Here is a 17,832-nt window from a genome sequence, read left to right as displayed (position 1 = left end):
CTTACTTCACCTCGCCCTTCGCGGCGTCGTAGGTCGGAGCGTCCGGTGCGTCCTTCGCAGGACCCACACCGATCGGCACACCCGCTTCCGGGTGGTTCAGGTCGAAGGCCGGGGACTCGGAACGGATCCGCGGGATCGACGTGAAGTTGTGGCGGGGCGGCGGGCAGCTGGTCGCCCACTCGAGCGAGCGGCCGTAGCCCCAGGGGTCGTTCACCGCGACCTTCGGAGCGTTCCGAGCGGTCACGTAGACGTTGAAGATGAACGGCAGGAACGAGATCGCGAGGATCATCGAGCCGATCGTCGACAGCTGGTTCATCCAGGTGAAGCCGTCGTTCGGCAGGTAGGTCGCGTAGCGACGCGGCATGCCGATGACGCCCAGCCAGTGCTGGATGAGGAACGTGGTGTGGAAGCCGATGAACAGCAGCCAGAAGTGGATCTTGCCGAGACGCTCGTTGAGCATCTTGCCGGTCCACTTCGGCCACCAGAAGTAGAACCCGGAGAACATCGCGAACACGACGGTGCCGAAGACCACGTAGTGGAAGTGCGCGACGACGAAGTACGAGTCGGACACGTGGAAGTCGAGCGGCGGCGACGCCAGGATCACACCGGTGAGACCACCGAACGTGAAGGTGATGAGGAAGCCGAGGGCCCAGAGCAGCGGCGTCTCGAACGTGACCGAACCGCGCCACATGGTGCCGACCCAGTTGAAGATCTTCACGCCGGTCGGGACCGCGATGAGCATCGTCATGAGCGAGAACCACGGGAGCAGGACGCCACCGGTGACGTACATGTGGTGCGCCCACACCGTGACCGAGAGGGCCGCGATGGAGATGGTCGCGTAGACGAGGGTCTTGTACCCGAAGATCGGCTTGCGGCTGAAGACCGGGAAGACCTCGGAGACGATGCCGAAGAACGGCAGCGCGATGATGTAGACCTCGGGGTGCCCGAAGAACCAGAACAGGTGCTGCCAGAGCAGGGCACCGCCGTTGGCCGGGTTGTAGATCTGCGCGTCGAACACACGGTCGAGGCCGAGGCCGAACAGCGCCGCGGCGAGGACCGGGAAGGCCATCAGCACGAGCAGCGACGTCACGAGGGTGTTCCACGTGAAGATCGACATGCGGAACATCGTCATGCCGGGGGCACGCATCGTGATGATCGTCGTGATGAAGTTCACCGCGCCGAGGATCGTCGAGAAGCCGGTCATGCCCAGGCCGAAGACCCAGAGCGTCCCACCGAGACCCGGCGTGAACGTCGTGTCACTCAGTGGCGCGTAGGCGAACCAGCCGAAGGACGCGGCACCCTGCGGGGTGAGGAAGCCACCGACGGCGATCAGCGAGCCGAACAGGTAGAGCCAGAAGGCGAACCCGTTCAGACGCGGGAACGCGACGTCCGGAGCACCGATCTGCAGCGGCATGATCGCGTTCGCGAAGCCCGAGAACAGCGGCGTCGCGAACATCAGCAGCATGATCGTGCCGTGCATGGTGAACAGCTGGTTGTACTGCTCCTTCGTGGCGACGACCTGCAGGCCGGGCTCGAAGAGCTGTGCTCGGATCACGAGCGCCATCACACCTGCGAGCAGGAAGAAGACGAACGAGGCGATCAGGTACATGTACCCGATGGTCTTGTGGTCGGTGGAGGTGATCCACCGGACGATGATGTTGCCCTTCCGACCGACCTTCGACGCCTGGAAGTCCGGCGTCGAGGGCCTGGTCGGCTGGCCGACGAGTGACGTTGTCATCTGACGAGCCCCTACTTCTTCGCGCTGGACGCCTCTGCCGGCGCCTGGTTGTTCGGTTCGTTCGTGTTGGTGTCGTACTCGTTGCCGAGCAGACCGACCTTGCCCTGGTCGCGGAGCGTCTCGAGGTAGGCCTTGTAGTCGGAGTCCGACACGACCTTGACCTGGAAGAGCATCAGCGAGTGGTACTCACCGCAGAGCTCGGCGCACTTGCCCTGGTACGTGCCGATCTTCTGCGGGACGAAGTACTCGTAGTTCGTCTTGCCCGGGAGCATGTCCTTCTTGTAGAGGAAGTCGATGACCCAGAAGGAGTGGTCGACGTCGCGGGACGACAGCTCGATCTTGACCTTCTTGTCGACCGGCAGGTAGAGCGTCGGCAGCTGCGACTCGTCGATCGCGCCCTTGCCGTTCTCTTCTTCCTGCGCCTGGATGCCCTGGTAGTAGACGCTGTCCTCGGGGTTGGACTGGTCGATGTAGTTGAAGTCCCACGCCCAGCGCTTGCCGTACACGTGCACGGTGGCGTCCGGGTTCTCGAAGGGCTTCTCGATGGCCGACTGGTCCTTGGCGGTGAAGGCGAAGAAGCCCAGCACCAGGATGAGCGGCACGATCGTGTAGAAGATCTCGAGCGGCATGTTGTACCGCATCTGCACCGGGAGGCCGGTCTGGCCCTTGCGGCGGCGGTAGACGATCGCGGCCCAGATGATGAGGCCCCAGACGATGAGACCCACCGCGAGGAGGACGATCCAGCTGGTGGTCCACAGGCCGACGATGCGGCTCGTGTGGTTCGTGACGTCCTTCGTCTGCTCCGTGCCGGGGAGCCATCCGTTCATCTGCTGCTGCGTGCAGCCAGCCAGTGCGATGACCAGACCGACGGCCACCGGGACGGCCGCCCAACGTATACGGCGATTCGAACGCACTGTTACCTCTCGGAAGACGTGGCAGGGAGCCGGCGGCACGAAGGCCGCACATTGCTGGCTCCCAGCTTGGTTGGAACACTCCTAGCTTACTCGCAGCTCACCGACACTCGCGCACACGACCCCCGGTTCGGGTCGGTCCACGCGTCGGTTCCCGCCCTCGAGCGGGGCGGAGGACGAGCCTTTCCCCCGGTCGTGCGGGTCCGCCGACGACGAGGAGTCGGACGGACGACGAGCGGGGAGCGGCCAGATCGGCCGCTCCCCGCTCGCGTGTCGGTCGGGTCCGTGCAACGGACGCCGTGCGCTCCCCCGTGGCGGAGCGCTCGCTCCTAGTGGAAGCTGTCGCCGCAGGCGCAGCTGCCCTGCGCGTTCGGGTTGTCGATCGTGAAGCCCTGCTTCTGGATCGTGTCCTCGAAGTCGATCGTCGCGCCGTCCAGGTACGGGACGCTCATCTTGTCGACGACGACCTCGACGCCGCTGCCGAACTCGGCCGTGGCGTCGCCGTCCATCAGACGCTCGTCGAAGTAGAGCTGGTAGATGAGGCCGGAGCATCCGCCGGGCTGGACCGCCAGGCGCAGGCGCAGGTCGTCGCGGCCCTCCTGTTCGAGCAGGCTCGCCACCTTCGCCGCCGCGGTGTCGCTCAGTGCGACGCCGTGGGTACGGGCGTCCGTCGACGGTGCGTTGTCGGTGATGGTGTCGCTCATCCGCGCGTCTCCCTCCGGGCGGTGTCGATCACCGCGCCTGTCGTTGATTGTAAGCACTGCCGCCGACGGAGTGGGCGGTGCTCCACAGGAGACCGCGCTCCACGGGTGACCGCGCGCGCTGTGGGCGACCGCGCTCACAGCAGGCGACCGCGCTCGCCCCAGGGGACCGTCGACGCGACGGGAGGCGCGGTGCCGACCGGCACCGCGCCTCCCGTCCGGGTCTCGCCGTCAGGCGCGCGTCGCGAGCCGCGCGAGCAGGATCGCCTCGGCGGCGATCGCACGGTGCAGCACGCCGAGGTGCTGCGACTCGTTCGGGCTGTGTGCGCGGGTGTCGGGGTCCTCGACGCCCGTGACGAGGATCTGCGCCTCGGGGAACTCGGCGGCCAGGTCGGAGACGAACGGGATGGAGCCGCCGATGCCCTGCTCGACGGCGGGGGCACCCCAGCCCTCGTGCATGGCGGTGCGCGCCTCCTGGACGGCCCAGCCGGCGGTGTCGACCAGGAAACCGTCGCCGGTGTCGACCTCGGTGATCTCGAGCTGCGCACCGAACGGCACGTTCGCACGCAGGTGCCGCTCGACGGCGGCGTACGCGTCGGTGGCCGACTGCCCGGGCGCGACGCGCACCGAGATGCGGGCCGCGACCGAGGGCAGCAGCGTGTTCGAGGCGTTCGCGACGCTCGGGACGTCCATGCCGGTCACCGTCAGCGACGGCTGGAACCACATGCGCGACAGCACCGGGCCGGTGCCGACCGGCCGGACCCCGGGCAGCAGCGCGGCGTCGGTCGCGAGCTCGGCCTCGGAGCGCTCGGGGACGTCGGCCTCGTACGCGGTGAGGCCCTCGACGGCCACCGACCCGTCGTCGTCGTGGAGCGACGCGAGCAGGCGGGCCATCGGGATCATCGCGTCCGGTGCCGCGCCGCCGAACATGCCGCTGTGGCTGGCGTGCTCGAGGGTCGTCAGCGTCGCCTTGAACGTGACGTTGCCGCGGAGCGAGACCGTGATGGACGGGACGTCGACCGACCAGTTGTCGCTGTCCGCGACGACGATGACGTCGGCGGCGAGGTGCTCCTTCTGCTCACGCAGGAACGTGCGGAACGAGCGGGAGCCGAACTCCTCCTCACCCTCGACGAAGAGCACGACACCGAGGTCGAGGTCGTCGCCGAACTGGGCGTGCAGGGCGCGGAGCGAGGCGATGTGCGTCATCACGCCCGCCTTGTCGTCCGAGGCACCGCGGCCGTACAGGCGGTCGCCGCGGAGCGTCGGCTCGAAGGGCGGGGTCTCCCACAGCGCGTCGTCGCCCTGGGGCTGCACGTCGTGGTGGGCGTAGAGCATCACCGTCGGCTTGCCGTTGCGCGCCGGGCGGACCGCGAGGACGGCGGGCTGGCCGAGCTCGACCCCGGCGGCGGCCGCGGTGTCGGAGGGCGCGGCGTCCGTGGCCGCGGCGTCGCCGGACGGGGTGTCGCTGACCGCGGTGCCGGCGGCCGGGGCGTCGGTGGTCGGGGCGTCGGTGGTCGGGGTGTCACCCTCGACCGCGGACCGGACGATGCGCACGGCGTCGTCGGCGAAGACACCGGTCGACCGCGCGAGGTCGGCGACGGCCTCGGCACTGGCCTGCACGTTCGCCGGGTCGAAGGCCGACCACGACACCGACGGCAACCGGACCAGGGCGGACAGGTCCGCGATCGTCGTCGGCAGCGCGCCCTGCACGTGTTCGCGCAGGGCGTCGAGGAGCGCGGGGTCGGTCGCGGGGCTGTGCTGGTCGGTGTCGGTCATGTCCCGTAATCTAGAGGACGATCCAGCACGCAACCGCAGTCAGGAACGCACCGTGGCGAAGGCAGCCCCCAAGACCAACACGACCGTGAACCCCTCCGAGGAAGAACTCCTCGAGCAGGGCAAGGGTCGTCCGACGCCGTCGCGTCGCGAGCGCGAGGCCGCCAACCGCCGTCCGCTCGTGGGCAACAGCCCGCAGGACAAGAAGGCCGCTCGCGCCCGTCTGACCACGGAGCGCGAGAAGGCCCGCGTGGGCATGGCGAACGGCGAGGAACGCTACCTCCCGGCCAAGGACAAGGGCGAGCAGCGCCGGTTCGTGCGCGACTGGATCGACGCCCGCTGGAACGTGGGCGAGGTCATGATGCCCGTCCTCGTCCTGTTCCTGGTCGTCGGGTTCGCCGCCGCGCAGACTCCCCTGGCCTCGTACTCGCTGCTCATGGTGTGGGCGTTCGTCGCGCTGTTCGTGCTCGACTGCGTGATCCTCTGGTTGTCGCTCCGCAAGAAGCTCTCCGCGAAGTTCGGGAGCACGCAGCGCGGGACCTTCCTCTACATCCTGACCCGGGCGTGGCAGCTGCGCTTCCTGCGCCTGCCGAAGCCGCAGGTCCGGCGCGGGCAGTACCCGACGCTGTAGGGCCCGCTCCAGTCCCTCGAAGCGCCACCCGGCTCGCCGGGTGGCGCTTCGTCGTTCCTGGTGGCGGCGCGGCGCGCGGGCCGCACGCGGGCGCGGGCGCGGCCTCGCGCGGAGTCGCGAGCGGGCAGGACGCGCCGCGTGCGGAGCGCCGAGGGAGCACGATCCGTCACGCTCGCGCGCCCGGAACGACAGGAACAGCCCACTCGGCGTCAGCATCCGTGCGCGCCGTCCGGGGCGCCCGCCCGCCGGACGGGAGGCACGGTGCCAGCGGGAGCCGCGCCTCCCGTCCGACGCTTCCTCAGTCCGGCCCGCGCACCTCGGGCGGCCAAGCGCGGACCAGACAGGGGCGCGACCTGCGCGCGCACAAGGGAAAGCACGTCGCACCGCGGCGAACCGCGGCGCGACGTGCCCGCGGTGGTGCGGAGGACGGGAGGCACGGTGCCAGCGGGAGCTACACCTCCGTCCGACGCTTCCTCAGTCCGGCGCGCGCACCACGGGCGGCCAAGCGCAGACCAGGCGCGGCGCAACGTGCCCTCGCACAAGCGGAAGCACGTCGCGCCACGGCGAAGCGTGGCGCGACGTGCTCATGGTTGGGCGGAGGACGGGAGGACGGGGGTACGGGAGGCACAGTGCCAACGGGAGCCGCGCCTCCCCTCCGGCGTCCCACCGGCCCGGCGGCCGCCGCCGCGGCGGTACCGCGGCGTCGCCGAGGCACGACCTGCCCCCGCACAACGGAAAGCACGTCGCACCACGGCGAACCGCGGCGCGAGGTGCCTTCCGTTGTGCGCCGCCACGACACCGCCGCATCAACCGCCGACGCAACAGGCACCGCGTCGACCGCCGACGCAACAGGCGCCGCGTCAACGCCGGCGCGACAGCACCAACGTCACTGCTCGGCCGGCGAGGTCAGCGCGCTGCGCGCCGCAGACGCCGCCGCCGCAGCCGGTTGATCCGCGTTGCCCAGGTCGGCCCCTCGTAGAGGAACGCGGTGTAGCCCTGCACGAGCGTCGCACCCGCGTCGATGCGGTCCTGGACGTCCTGCTCCGAGGTCACTCCCCCGACGGCCACGACGCAGAAGTCGTCGGGCACGGCAGCACGGACGCGGCGCAGGACCTCGAGGGACCGCTCCGCGACCGGCGCACCGGAGAGTCCGCCTGCGCCCATCGCCTCGACCTCGGCGGCCGGGGTCCGCAGTCCGGTCCGCGCGATCGTCGTGTTGTTCGCGATGATCCCGGACAGCCCGAGGTCGACCGCGAGCCCGGCGATCGCGTCGATCTGCTCGTCGGTCAGGTCCGGGGCGATCTTCACGAGCACGGGCGTCCGTCCGGCGGCGTCCCGCACGGCCGACAGCAGCGGACGCAGCTGGTCCAGCTCCTGCAGTCCGCGGAGTCCGGGCGTGTTCGGCGAACTGACGTTGACCGCCAGGTAGTCGGCGAACGGCGCGAGCAGCCGCGTGGACTCGAGGTAGTCGTCGACGGCGTCCTCGACCGCGACGACCCGGCTCTTGCCGATGTTGACGCCGATCACCGGGCGACCCGGGTTGCGGCGCGCACGTTCCAGGCGGCGTGCGGCTCGGGCGGCACCGTGGTTGTTGAAGCCCATGCGGTTGATCAGTGCCCGGTCGGCGATGAGGCGGAACAGACGCGGACGTTCGTTGCCCGGCTGCGGCTTCGCGGTGATCGTCCCGACCTCGACGTGTCCGAAGCCGAGGAGCCCGAGCCCCGCGATGCCGCGCGCGTCCTTGTCGAACCCGGCGGCCAGGCCGAAGCGCGAGGGGAAGTGGATGCCCATGGTCGTGACGCCGTCCTCGGCGGCCGGGCGGGAGTACCGCTCGACCGCGCCGCCGAGGACCGGGACCTTCGGGAGCGCGCGGATCACGGCGAAGGCGATGTGGTGCGCCCGCTCCGGGTCCATGTTCGCGAACACCGACCGGAACACGACCGCGTACCCGGCGCGGACGAGCCGCTCGGCGACGCCGCTCATGCGCCCGAGCCCGAGGCGCCGGAACCGGAAGAGCCAGAACCGGAGGAGCCCGACCCCGAGGAGCCCGAACCGGCGGTACCCGACCCCGAGGCGCCAGCCCCGGCCGTGACCGTCCCGGCTGCCTGCGCAGCGTCCCGGTGGTCGATCCGCAGCTGACCGATGGCGTCCTCGAAGTCCTCGAGCGACTCGAACGCCTGGTACACGCTCGCGAAGCGCAGGAACGCCACCTCGTCGAGCTCGCGCAGCGGCGCCAGGATCGCCAGGCCGATGTCGTTCGCGTCGATCTGGCTCGACCCCGAGGAACGGACCGTCTCCTCGACCCGCTGGGCCAGCACGGCGAGGTCGCCGTCGGTCACCGGCCGGCCCTGGCACGCCTTGCGCACACCGGAGACGATCTTGTCGCGGCTGAACGGCTCGGTGACGCCGTTGCGCTTCACGACGTTCAGCGAGGCGGTCTCGGTCGTCGAGAACCGCCGTCCGCAGTTCGGGCACTGACGACGGCGACGGATCGAGGTCCCGTCGTCACTGGTGCGGGAGTCGACGACGCGGGAGTCCGGGTGGCGGCAGAAGGGGCAGAACATGGCCGTCCCAGGCTACCGGCTCCCGGCTGCCGTCAGGCCCGGCCGGTGCGTTCCGTCACCGCGGCGGCGTGACCGGGGAGCTGCTCCTCGGTCGCGAGCGCCACGATGTGCGGAGCGACCTCTGCCAACGCTGTCGGCGAGTACCGGATCACCTGCTGCGGGCGGAGGAACGTGGACGCCGACAACCCGGACCCGAAGCGCGCCTGACCCCCCGTCGGCAGGACGTGGTTCGACCCCGCCAGGTAGTCCCCGAGGCTTACCGGCGTGCTCGGTCCGACGAAGACGGCACCGGCCGCGTCGATGTCAGCGAGGACCGCGTCGTCGTCGGCCGTCTGCACCTCGAGGTGCTCCGGCCCGTACGCGTTGCTCACGGTCGCCGCGTCGGCGAGCGAGTCCACGAGCACGACCGCCGACTGCGGTCCGTCCAGGGCGGCCTGGAGGCGCGCAGCCGTCCCGAGCGCAGCCACCCGTTCCGGGATGGCCGCCTCCACGGCGTCGGCGAACGCCTCGGACGTCGTCACGAGCACGCTGCCGGCCTGCTCGTCGTGCTCGGCCTGGCTCACCAGGTCGGCGGCGACGAAGCCCGGGTCGGCGGTGTCGTCGGCGATCACGAGGATCTCGGTCGCCCCGGCCTCGGAGTCGATGCCGACGACGCCGCGCACGAGGCGCTTGGCCGCGGCGACGTAGTTGTTGCCCGGACCGGTGACGAGGTCGACCGGCTCGAGGCCGATCGACGCGACGCCGTACGCGAGGGCACCGACCGCGCCGGCACCGCCCATGGCGTAGACCTCGTCGATGCCGAGCAGCCCCGCCGCGGCGAGGATCGTCGGGTGGACCCGGCCGCCGTGGTCGCGCTGGGGCGGCGACACGAGCGCGATCGAGCCGACGCCGGCGACCTGGGCCGGGACGACGTTCATCACGACGCTCGACGGGTACACGGCCTTGCCGCCGGGGACGTAGAGCCCGACGCGGCGCATCGGCTGCCAGCGCTGGTGCACCTCGGCGCCGTCGGCGAGGGTCGTCACCGACCCGGCGGGCACCTGCGCGGCACTCGCGGCACGGACCCGGCGGATGGCCTCGTCGAGCGCGGCCCGGAGCTCCGGCGTGAGTCCCGCGACGGCCGCGGCGATCTCGGCAGCGGGCACCCGCACGTGCTCGGGCGCTCCCCCGTCGAACCGCTCGGCCTGGTCGCGCAGTGCGTCGGCTCCCTGGTGTCGGACCGCGTCGACGAGCTCGCGCGCGGACGCCACGGCGGACGAGACGTCACCGGCAGCGCGCGGCATGAGACGGAGGAGTTCGGCACGGGCGGGCAGACCGCCGCGGAGGTCGATTCGCTGCATCATGAGGGGTCCAGCGTACCGGCGGCACCCGACAGGAGCGCGTCGACGACGGGCCCGTGCCGGGCGGTCGATCCGGCGTCCCAGGCGCCGAGCAGGTGCAGCGTGACGACCCGGAACGCGAGCGCACGGACGAGCAGCTGCGGCCACTCGGGCGCGGCGGCGAGCTCCCCGAGCGGCCCGAGCCGTCGGAGCGGGACACCGTGCCAGCAGACAGCGTCCACGGCGGCGACCGCGGCACCGTACCCCGCCGGTCGCCAGTAGGGCGCCCAGTCGAACACCGCGGGCGGCTGCCCCGGCGAGAACAGCACGTTGCCGAGCAGGTCGCCGTGCACCGGCTGCTCGGGCGTCCGGACGGACCGGAACGTTCCGGCCAGGCGGCGCAGCAGCGGATCGGTGCGGAGCAGCCGGCCGGTGCGCGGCGGCGGGCCGGTGCGCGGTGCGCGGTCCCGCGGGAGGTCGGGCTGTGCTGGCCCGGCGCCCCACACCACGCGGTCGGCGCGGCTCCACGGGTCGTCGACCAGGTCGAGGAACGCGGGCCGGTCGAGACCCGCCAGGGCTGCCTCGAACGCCGACCCGGCGCGGACGACGTCCTCGACGCGCGCCGGGTCCGTCGCACCGTCGAGCCACTCCCACGCCTCCCACCCGTCGACGAACCAGGGACCGGCCGACCGCACGTCGCCCGACCCGGGTTCGACGGGCCCCAGTTCGACGGGCCCCGGGTCGACGGGCCCCGGGTCGACGGGCCCCGGGTCGACGGGCTCCGGGTCGACAGGCCCCGGGTTGACACGCCCCGGGTCGACGGCCCGGCGGTCGACGCCCGCGGGGCCGACTGCGACGGCCCCGGTGCCCACGGACCTGCCTCCGCCGACCGCAGCCGCGACCGGGCGGGGCGTCCGGAACGCGGCCGTGTGCGGGAGCCGGGCCAGCGTGTCGGACCGCCACCGCGCCTCCCGGACGTCACCGTGCGGACGCAGGACGACGTCACCGGCGCGCCACGTCTCCCCGCGCCCACCGTCGAGGCGGACCGGCGTGCGGCCACCGGCCCCGAACGCCCGGAGCACCGCGGCCGACGGCCGTGGCGCTCCGGGGTCGGTCACGCCGTGCCTAGACCAGGCAGCGCGGGCCGAGCAGACTCTTCAGCTCGCCGAACAGGTCTGGCGTGAGGTTCACCGGCATCGGCAGCTCGAACGTGCGCGCGACGGAGTCCTTCACGAGCTTGAGCCGCACCTCGGTCTCGCCGCTGTGCCGACCGAGCACCGCGGCCAGCTCCGTGACGATCTCGGTGGTCGCCTGACGCTCCGGCACCGACAGCGTCAGCGGGCCGGAGCCCATCGCGTCGCCGACGTTCGGCTGGAACATGCTCACCGCGTGCAGCGCCTTGCCGTCGTCGCGGACGTTCACCCGGCCGCGCAGCACGACGATCGAGTCGGCGACGAGGGACGGGCCGAACTCCTGGTACGTCTTGCCGAGGAACATGACCCCGATCTCGCCGCCGAAGTCCTCGATCTGGACGATGCCGTACGGGTTGCCGCTCGACTTCGCGACGCGGTGCTGCACGCTCGTGAGCAGGCCCGCCACCGTGACGGTCTCGCCCTCGATCGAGTCGTCGGCGCTGAGCAGGTCGGCGATGGTGATCGACTGGTGCTTCGCGAGCTCGATCTCGAGGCCGGCCAGCGGGTGGTCGGACACGTAGAGGCCGAGCATGTCGCGCTCGAACGCCAGCTTGTCGCGCTTGGACCACTCCGGACGGTCCGGGACCTGCGACACCGGGGCCGAGGACGGCTGCTCCTCGGCGACCTCGGCGAACAGGGAGTCGAAGTCGAAGCCGACGTTGCCGTGGGCCTCGTCGCGCTTGACCTTGACCGCGCCCTCGACCGCGCCCTCGTGGATCTCGACCAGGGCGCGACGGGTGTCGCCGAACTCGTCGAACGCACCGGCCTTGATGAGCGACTCGACGGTCCGCTTGTTCGCCGACGAGATCGGGATCTTGCGCAGGAAGTCGTGGAACGACTCGAACGCGCCCTTCTCGGTGCGCGCCTGCACGATGTCGTCGACGACGTTGAAGCCGACGTTGCGGATCGCGCCCATGCCGAAGCGGATGTCGTCCCCGACGGCCGCGAAGAAGCCGATCGACTCGTTGACGTCCGGGGGCATGACCTTGATGCCCATGCGTCGGCACTCGTTGAGGTACAGCGCGAGCTTGTCGCGGGCGTCGCCGACGCTCGTGAGCAGCGCCGCCATGTACTCGGCCGGGTAGTGGGCCTTGAGGTACGCGGTCCAGAACGACACGACGCCGTACGCGGCGGAGTGCGCCTTGTTGAACGCGTAGTCGGAGAACGGCAGCAGGATGTCCCAGAGCGTCTTGATGGCAGCGGCCGAGTAACCGTTGTCCTGCATGCCCTTCTGGAAGCCCGCGTACTGCTTGTCGAGCTCGGACTTCTTCTTCTTGCCCATCGCGCGGCGGAGGATGTCCGCCTGGCCGAGGGAGAAGCCCGCGACCTTCTGCGCGATGGCCATGACCTGCTCCTGGTAGATGATCAGGCCGTAGGTCGTGCCGATGATGTCCTGGAGCGGTTCCTCGAGCTCCGGGTGGATCGGCGTGATCGGCTGCTCGCCGTTCTTGCGGAGCGCGTAGTTCGTGTGCGAGTTCGCACCCATGGGGCCCGGACGGTACAGGGCGATGAGCGCGGAGATGTCCTCGAAGTTGTCCGGCTTCATCAGGCGGAGCAGACCGCGCATCGGGCCGCCGTCGAGCTGGAACACGCCGAGGGTGTCGCCGCGCTGCAGGAGCGCGTAGGCCTCTTCGTCCTCGAGCCCCATCGTCTCGAGGTCGAGGTCGATGCCGCGGTTGCTCTTGATGTTGTCGAGGGCGTCGCTGATGATCGTGAGGTTCCGGAGCCCCAGGAAGTCCATCTTGATCAGGCCGAGCGACTCTGCAGCCGGGTAGTCGAACTGCGTGACGATCTGGCCGTCCTGCTCGCGCTTCATCACGGGGATGATGTCGATGAGCGGCTCGCTCGACATGATGACGCCGGCGGCGTGGACGCCCCACTGGCGCTTCAGCCCCTCGAGCCCGAGCGCGGTGTCGAACACCGTCTTCGCCTCGGGGTCGGTCTCGACGACCGTGCGGACGTCGACGGCTTCCTTGTACCGCGGGTGGTCCTTGTCGAAGATCCCGGTCAGCGGGATGTCCTTGCCCATCACGGGCGGCGGCATCGCCTTCGTGAGCTTCTCGCCCATGCCGAAGGGGAAGCCGAGCACGCGGGAGGAGTCCTTGAGCGCCTGCTTCGCCTTGATGGTGCCGTACGTGACGATCTGGGCGACGCGCTCCGACCCGTACTTCTCGGTGACGTACTTGATCGCCTCACCACGGCGCCGGTCGTCGAAGTCGACGTCGAAGTCGGGCATCGAGACGCGGTCCGGGTTGAGGAATCGCTCGAAGATGAGGCCGTGACGGATCGGGTCGAGGTCGGTGATGCGCATCGCGTACGCGACCATCGAGCCGGCACCGGAACCACGGCCCGGTCCGACGCGGATGCCGTTGTTCTTCGACCAGTTGATGAAGTCGGCGACGACGAGGAAGTACCCCGGGAAGCCCATCTGGTTGATGATCCCGACCTCGTAGTCGGCGCGCTCCTGGACCTCGCGCGAGATGCCCTCCGGGTACCGGTACTCCAGACCCTTCGCGACCTCCTTCTCGAACCACGAGTGCTCGGTCTCGCCCTCGGGCACCGGGAACTTCGGCATGTAGTTCGCCGCGGTGTCGAACTCGACCTCGCACCGCTCGGCGATGAGGAGCGTGTTGTCGCAGGCCTCGGGGTGGTCGCGGAAGACGTAGCGCATCTGCTGCGGGGTCTTCAGGTAGAACTCGTCGGCGTCGAACTTGAAGCGGTTCGGGTCGTTCAGCGTCGAACCGGACTGCACGCAGAGCAGCGCCGCGTGCGACTTCGCGTCGTGCGCGTGGGTGTAGTGCAGGTCGTTCGTCCCGATGAGGGGGATGCCGAGGTCCTTCGAGATGCGGACGACGTCCTCGATCACGCGGCGCTCGATCTCGAGGCCGTGGTCCATGATCTCGGCGAAGTAGTTGTCCTTGCCGAAGATGTCGCGGTAGTCGGCGGCGGCCTTGAGCGCTTCGTCGTACTGGCCGAGACGGAGTCGGGTCTGGATCTCGCCCGAGGGGCACCCCGTCGTCGCGATGATGCCGTCGTGGTACTGGTCGAGGAGCTCGATGTCCATGCGGGGCTTGAAGTAGTAGCCCTCGATCGAGGCGCGGGACGACAGCCGGAACAGGTTGTGCATGCCCGCGGTGTTCTCGGCGAACATCGTCATGTGCGTGTACGCACCCGCGCCAGAGACGTCGTCGCCCCCGCCGTCGCCCCAGCGCACACGCGTCTTGTCGGTGCGGTGCGTGCGCGGCGTGATGTACGCCTCGGTCCCGATGATCGGCTTGACGCCGCCGGCCTTCGCGGCCTTCCAGAACTCGAACGCGCCGAACATGTTGCCGTGGTCGGTGACGGCCACCGCCGGCATCCCCTGCGCGGCGGTCTCGGCGACGAGGTCGGTGAGTCGCGCGGCGCCGTCGAGCATCGAGTACTCGCTGTGCACGTGCAGGTGGACGAAGGAGTCGGTGTCCGACACGGTACCTCCGGTTCGACGGTCTGCTGCGGGGCGGGACCAGCCTAACCGCGACCGGCGACGTTCCCGCGCGTGTTCGACGTGACCGCAGACGTTCCCGCGCGTGTCCGACGCGAGCGCCGACCGGCGTCCGGCGCTGCCCGCCCCGCGAGCGGGCAGGACACGCCACGGGCGTTGCGCCGATCGGGCGGTTCGCGTCGCCCGATGCCGGCCACCGTGACGGAGAAGGCCCGCTCGGCTCGCCGAGCGGGCCGGCCCTGCCGAGCGGACAGGACATGCCGAGCGCGTTCCGCGGAGCGGGCGGTACACGTCGCCTGATGGCGCCGATCGAGACGGAACGTGCCCGCTCGGGGGCCGACGGTGGACGCGACCCGGTGCCGGACGGGAGGCGCGTGGCGGCGCCGCAACGCGCCTCCCGTCCGGGCGTGGACTGGCTCGGCACCGAACGAACGCGCAGGACACGCCGCGCGGTGTTCGCCGAGCGGGTGCGGACCGTCGGGCGGACGCACCGAGTGGGACGGATCGGGCCCGCTCGGCCAGGGCGGCGCCGCCACGCTGCCACGCGCCGCCCGCCCGGCGCCGCCCGCCCGGCGGCGCGTGGCCCGGCGGCGGTCGCCGTCAGGCGGACGCGGCTCGGATCCGGTCGAGCGCGACCTGCAGGTCCTCGGGGTAGGACGCCTCGAACGACACCCACTCCCCCGTGCGCGGGTGCGCGAAGCCGAGCCGGACCGCGTCGAGCCACTGCCGCGTCAGCCCGAGCTCCCCGGCGAGCACCGGGTCGGCGCCGTACGTGGTGTCCCCGACGAGCGGGTGACGGGTGGCGGCCATGTGCACGCGGATCTGGTGGGTGCGCCCGGTCTCCAGGTGCACCTCGAGCAGCGACGCGGCTCGGAACGCCTCGAGGGTCTCGTAGTGCGTCACGCTCGGCTTGCCGTCCGCGGTGACCGCGAACTTCCAGTCGCTCGACGGGTGCCGTCCGATGGGCGCGTCGATCGTGCCGGAGCTCGGGTCGGGGTGCCCCTGCGCGAGCGCGTGGTAGACCTTCTCGACGGTCCGCTCCTTGAACGCCCGCTTCAGGTGCGTGTACGCGGTCTCGGTCTTCGCGACGACCATGAGCCCGGACGTCCCGACGTCGAGCCGGTGCACGATGCCCGCGCGCTCGGCGGCGCCGGAGGTCGCGATCGTGAAGCCCGCGGCGGCGAGCCCCCCGGGGACGGTCGGGCCGTCCCACCCGGGCGACGGGTGCGCGGCGACACCGACTGGCTTGTCGACGACGACGATGTCCTCGTCGTCGTGGACGATCGTCATGCCCGGCACCTCGACCGGGACGATCCGCGGCGGCTCCTTGGGCGACCACGACACCTCGAGCCAGGAGTCGGCGTGCAGCCGGTCGGACTTGCCGACCGTCACGCCGTCGACGCTGACGCCGCCCGCGGCGACGACGTCGGCCGCGAACGACCGGCTGAAGCCGAGCAGCTTCGCGAGGGCGGCGTCGACGCGCTCGCCCGCGAGCCCGTCCGGCACGGGCAGGGACCGGGACTCGACGCTCACGTCGCGTCGTGTCCGAGCGCGTCGCGGAGGTCGTGCGGCCCGCGCGGGTCCGTGGCGCGGTCGGCCGGCCGGGAGGCGCGACCCGCGTCCGCAGCGTCGGCCGCGGTCGTCGGGACGGCTGCGTCACGGGCGGCGGTCCCGTCGTCCGCGACGCGGTGCGCGACGCGCTCGACGTCGTCGTCGGACGACGAGGCGGCGGCCGCGGCGTCGGCGCGCTGCTGCTTCGCCGACGGCGTGCGCGTCCCGTCGAGGTTGACCCCGAACACGACGAGCAGCACGAACACGACCATGCTGACGCAGATGAACGCGTCCGCGATGTTGTAGATCGCCGGCATCATCCACGGCGTGGAGATGAAGTCGACCACGTGCCCGCGACCGAAGCCGGGCTCACGGAAGAGCCGGTCGAGCAGGTTGCCGAGCGCGCCGCCGAGCAGCATGCCCAGGACGAGCGCCCACCACATCGACCGGATGCGCCGCGCGAAGACGATGATCGCCACGACCACGGCCGTCGACACGATCGAGAACACCCACGTCATGTTGACCGCGAACGAGAACGCGGCGCCGGGGTTCCGCACGTAGAAGAACTGCAGGGCGTCACCGAGGACGGCGACGGGCTGGCCGTACGGCAGGTTCGCGACGACGAGGGCCTTCACGCCCTGGTCGAGCGCCACCACGACGACAGCGGCGAAGGCCAGTGCCGCGATAGCGCGGACACTGACCTTCGCCGATGGTGCTGGTCGGACCAACGTCAGTTGCCGAAGCCCTGCGCCGATGCCGGCGCGGGGGTGAGGCCGGACTGCTCGGAGCCCGAACCGTCGAGCTCGGCGAGCTGCCCCTGGATGTAGCTCTTGAGCTGCGCACGGTAGTCGCGCTCGAACGTGCGGAGCTCGTCGATCTTGCCCTCGAGCTGGCGCTGCTCCTGCTCGAGCACCTGCACGCGCTGGCGGTTGGTGTTCTCGGTGTCCGCGATGATCTGGCGCTGCTTCGCCTCGGCCTCGGAGACCAGGCGGGCGGCCTGCGCGGTGCCCTCGGCGATGAGCGCGTCACGCTTCTCGACGCCCTCGCGGACGTGCTCCTCGTGCAGACGACGAGCGAGCGTGAGGAGGTTCGTGGTGCCCTCGGTGTCCTCGTCGGCGGGGACCGTCGACGAGGCCGGCGCGGCGGCGGCGACCGGAGCGGGCTCCGGTGCTGCGGCGACGGGGGCCGGGGTGGGCTCGGGCTCCGGAGCGGAGGCCGGTGCCGACTGCTCGTCCTTCGCCAGCTTCGGCGCGGACTCGGCCGACTGCAGGCGCTGGCGCAGCTCGTCGTTCTCGGCCGTCAGACGACGGAGCTCGACGACGACCTCGTCCAGGAAGTCGTCGACCTCGTCCTGGTCGTAGCCCTCACGGAACTTCGTCGGCTGGAACCGCTTGTTGACTACGTCTTCCGGCGTCAAAGCCATTGCCGTCACCTCGATAGAACTGCTGAACGTGTGGAACCACTTGCGTCACGACCGAACCTACCAGCCGTGCCGAGTGGTGCGGAGGCCTGCCGGAGCGGGCCTCGATCCCGACCACCGTACACCGACACCGTGCCCGGAACGGTGTCCGGGCCCCGGCGTGGCGCGTGTCGGGACCGATCCGGTCAGAACGACCGGGCGAGCGTGCCGACGATCACCCGGAGGATGATCACGACGAGCATGACGATGGTCCACCCGAAGTCGAGTGCGACCGGCCCCATCCGCAACGGCGGGAGGAGCTTGCGCACGGCCCGGATCGGCGGGTCGGTCACGGTGTACACGAACTCCGAGAGCACGAGCACGCCGCCCCGGGGACGCCACGACCGGTTGTACGCCTGCACGATGTCGAGCGCGAACCGGCCCCACATCACGAAGAAGTAGAGGAGGAGGGCGAAGGACAGGATCCCGAAGACCAGTGACACGATGGGGCTCGCTCGGCTCGGGTGCGCCCGTCAGACCGACGGCCGCACGGGGGCGGGTGAACCGGGGG

Annotated in this window: 13 protein-coding genes and 1 pseudogene; 1 reads left to right on the top strand and 13 read right to left on the bottom strand. The window is 71.0% G+C overall.

Features of this window, described 5'->3' with window-relative positions; all coding sequences use genetic code 11:
* Position 1 precedes the first annotated feature (1 nt).
* The 4 genes from ctaD to QOL15_RS06745 form a co-directional block, all read right to left on the bottom strand.
* Complete coding sequence (gene ctaD, locus QOL15_RS06760; RefSeq protein WP_065960904.1) at positions 2-1,738, bottom strand: cytochrome c oxidase subunit I; 1,737 nt, start codon at positions 1,736-1,738, stop codon at positions 2-4.
* An 11-nt stretch (positions 1,739-1,749) separates the two neighbouring features.
* A complete protein-coding gene (gene coxB / locus QOL15_RS06755) occupies positions 1,750-2,652 on the bottom strand; it encodes a cytochrome c oxidase subunit II (protein ID WP_065960903.1) in 903 nt (300 codons plus the stop codon).
* Between the two features lie 326 nt (positions 2,653-2,978).
* Complete coding sequence (locus QOL15_RS06750) at positions 2,979-3,353, bottom strand: iron-sulfur cluster assembly accessory protein (protein WP_065960895.1); 375 nt, start codon at positions 3,351-3,353, stop codon at positions 2,979-2,981.
* Positions 3,354-3,581: 228 nt separating this feature from the next.
* Positions 3,582-5,126, bottom strand: coding sequence for a dipeptidase (locus QOL15_RS06745; protein ID WP_139197483.1), 1,545 nt, complete (start codon positions 5,124-5,126; stop codon positions 3,582-3,584).
* 52 nt (positions 5,127-5,178) lie between these two features.
* Between QOL15_RS06745 and QOL15_RS06740 the strand changes: the two genes are divergently transcribed.
* A complete protein-coding gene (locus QOL15_RS06740) occupies positions 5,179-5,754 on the top strand; it encodes a DUF3043 domain-containing protein (RefSeq protein WP_071247371.1) in 576 nt (191 codons plus the stop codon).
* Between the two features lie 906 nt (positions 5,755-6,660).
* Here the strand turns inward: QOL15_RS06740 and QOL15_RS06735 are convergent.
* The 9 genes and pseudogenes from QOL15_RS06735 to QOL15_RS06695 form a co-directional block, all read right to left on the bottom strand.
* Positions 6,661-7,737: a quinone-dependent dihydroorotate dehydrogenase gene (locus QOL15_RS06735; protein ID WP_065960885.1), complete on the bottom strand. Its 1,077-nt coding sequence runs from the start codon at positions 7,735-7,737 to the stop codon at positions 6,661-6,663.
* A gap of 137 nt (positions 7,738-7,874) precedes the next feature.
* Positions 7,875-8,318: pseudogene (nrdR, locus tag QOL15_RS06730) on the bottom strand (transcriptional regulator NrdR); the annotation flags it as partial.
* Positions 8,319-8,350: 32 nt separating this feature from the next.
* Complete coding sequence (gene hisD / locus QOL15_RS06725) at positions 8,351-9,661, bottom strand: histidinol dehydrogenase (RefSeq protein ID WP_071247373.1); 1,311 nt, start codon at positions 9,659-9,661, stop codon at positions 8,351-8,353.
* Complete coding sequence (locus QOL15_RS06720; protein ID WP_175473839.1) at positions 9,658-10,755, bottom strand: hypothetical protein; 1,098 nt, start codon at positions 10,753-10,755, stop codon at positions 9,658-9,660. Before QOL15_RS06720 ends, hisD begins: the two co-directional genes overlap by 4 nt.
* 7 nt (positions 10,756-10,762) lie before the next feature.
* Entirely contained in the window at positions 10,763-14,245 is a 3,483-nt protein-coding gene (gene dnaE, locus QOL15_RS06715; protein WP_071247486.1) for a DNA polymerase III subunit alpha, read from the bottom strand.
* Positions 14,246-14,911: 666 nt separating this feature from the next.
* Positions 14,912-15,844 (bottom strand): RluA family pseudouridine synthase, encoded by a 933-nt coding sequence (locus tag QOL15_RS06710; RefSeq protein WP_065960878.1) that lies wholly within the window; start codon positions 15,842-15,844, stop codon positions 14,912-14,914.
* A complete protein-coding gene (gene lspA, locus QOL15_RS06705; protein WP_254784116.1) occupies positions 15,841-16,590 on the bottom strand; it encodes a signal peptidase II in 750 nt (249 codons plus the stop codon). Before lspA ends, QOL15_RS06710 begins: the two co-directional genes overlap by 4 nt.
* A 2-nt stretch (positions 16,591-16,592) precedes the next feature.
* Positions 16,593-17,285 carry a DivIVA domain-containing protein gene (locus QOL15_RS06700; protein WP_071247374.1) on the bottom strand — a complete coding sequence of 231 codons (693 nt, stop codon included), beginning with the start codon at positions 17,283-17,285 and terminating at the stop codon, positions 16,593-16,595.
* A gap of 182 nt (positions 17,286-17,467) precedes the next feature.
* Positions 17,468-17,764 (bottom strand): YggT family protein, encoded by a 297-nt coding sequence (locus QOL15_RS06695; protein ID WP_253181573.1) that lies wholly within the window; start codon positions 17,762-17,764, stop codon positions 17,468-17,470.
* Positions 17,765-17,832 lie beyond the last annotated feature (68 nt).

Source organism: Curtobacterium sp. MCBA15_012, from assembly GCF_001864935.2.
Taxonomy (GTDB): domain Bacteria; phylum Actinomycetota; class Actinomycetes; order Actinomycetales; family Microbacteriaceae; genus Curtobacterium.
Note: the sequence above shows the minus strand (reverse complement) of the source record. Positions and strands in the feature narration are given on the sequence as shown.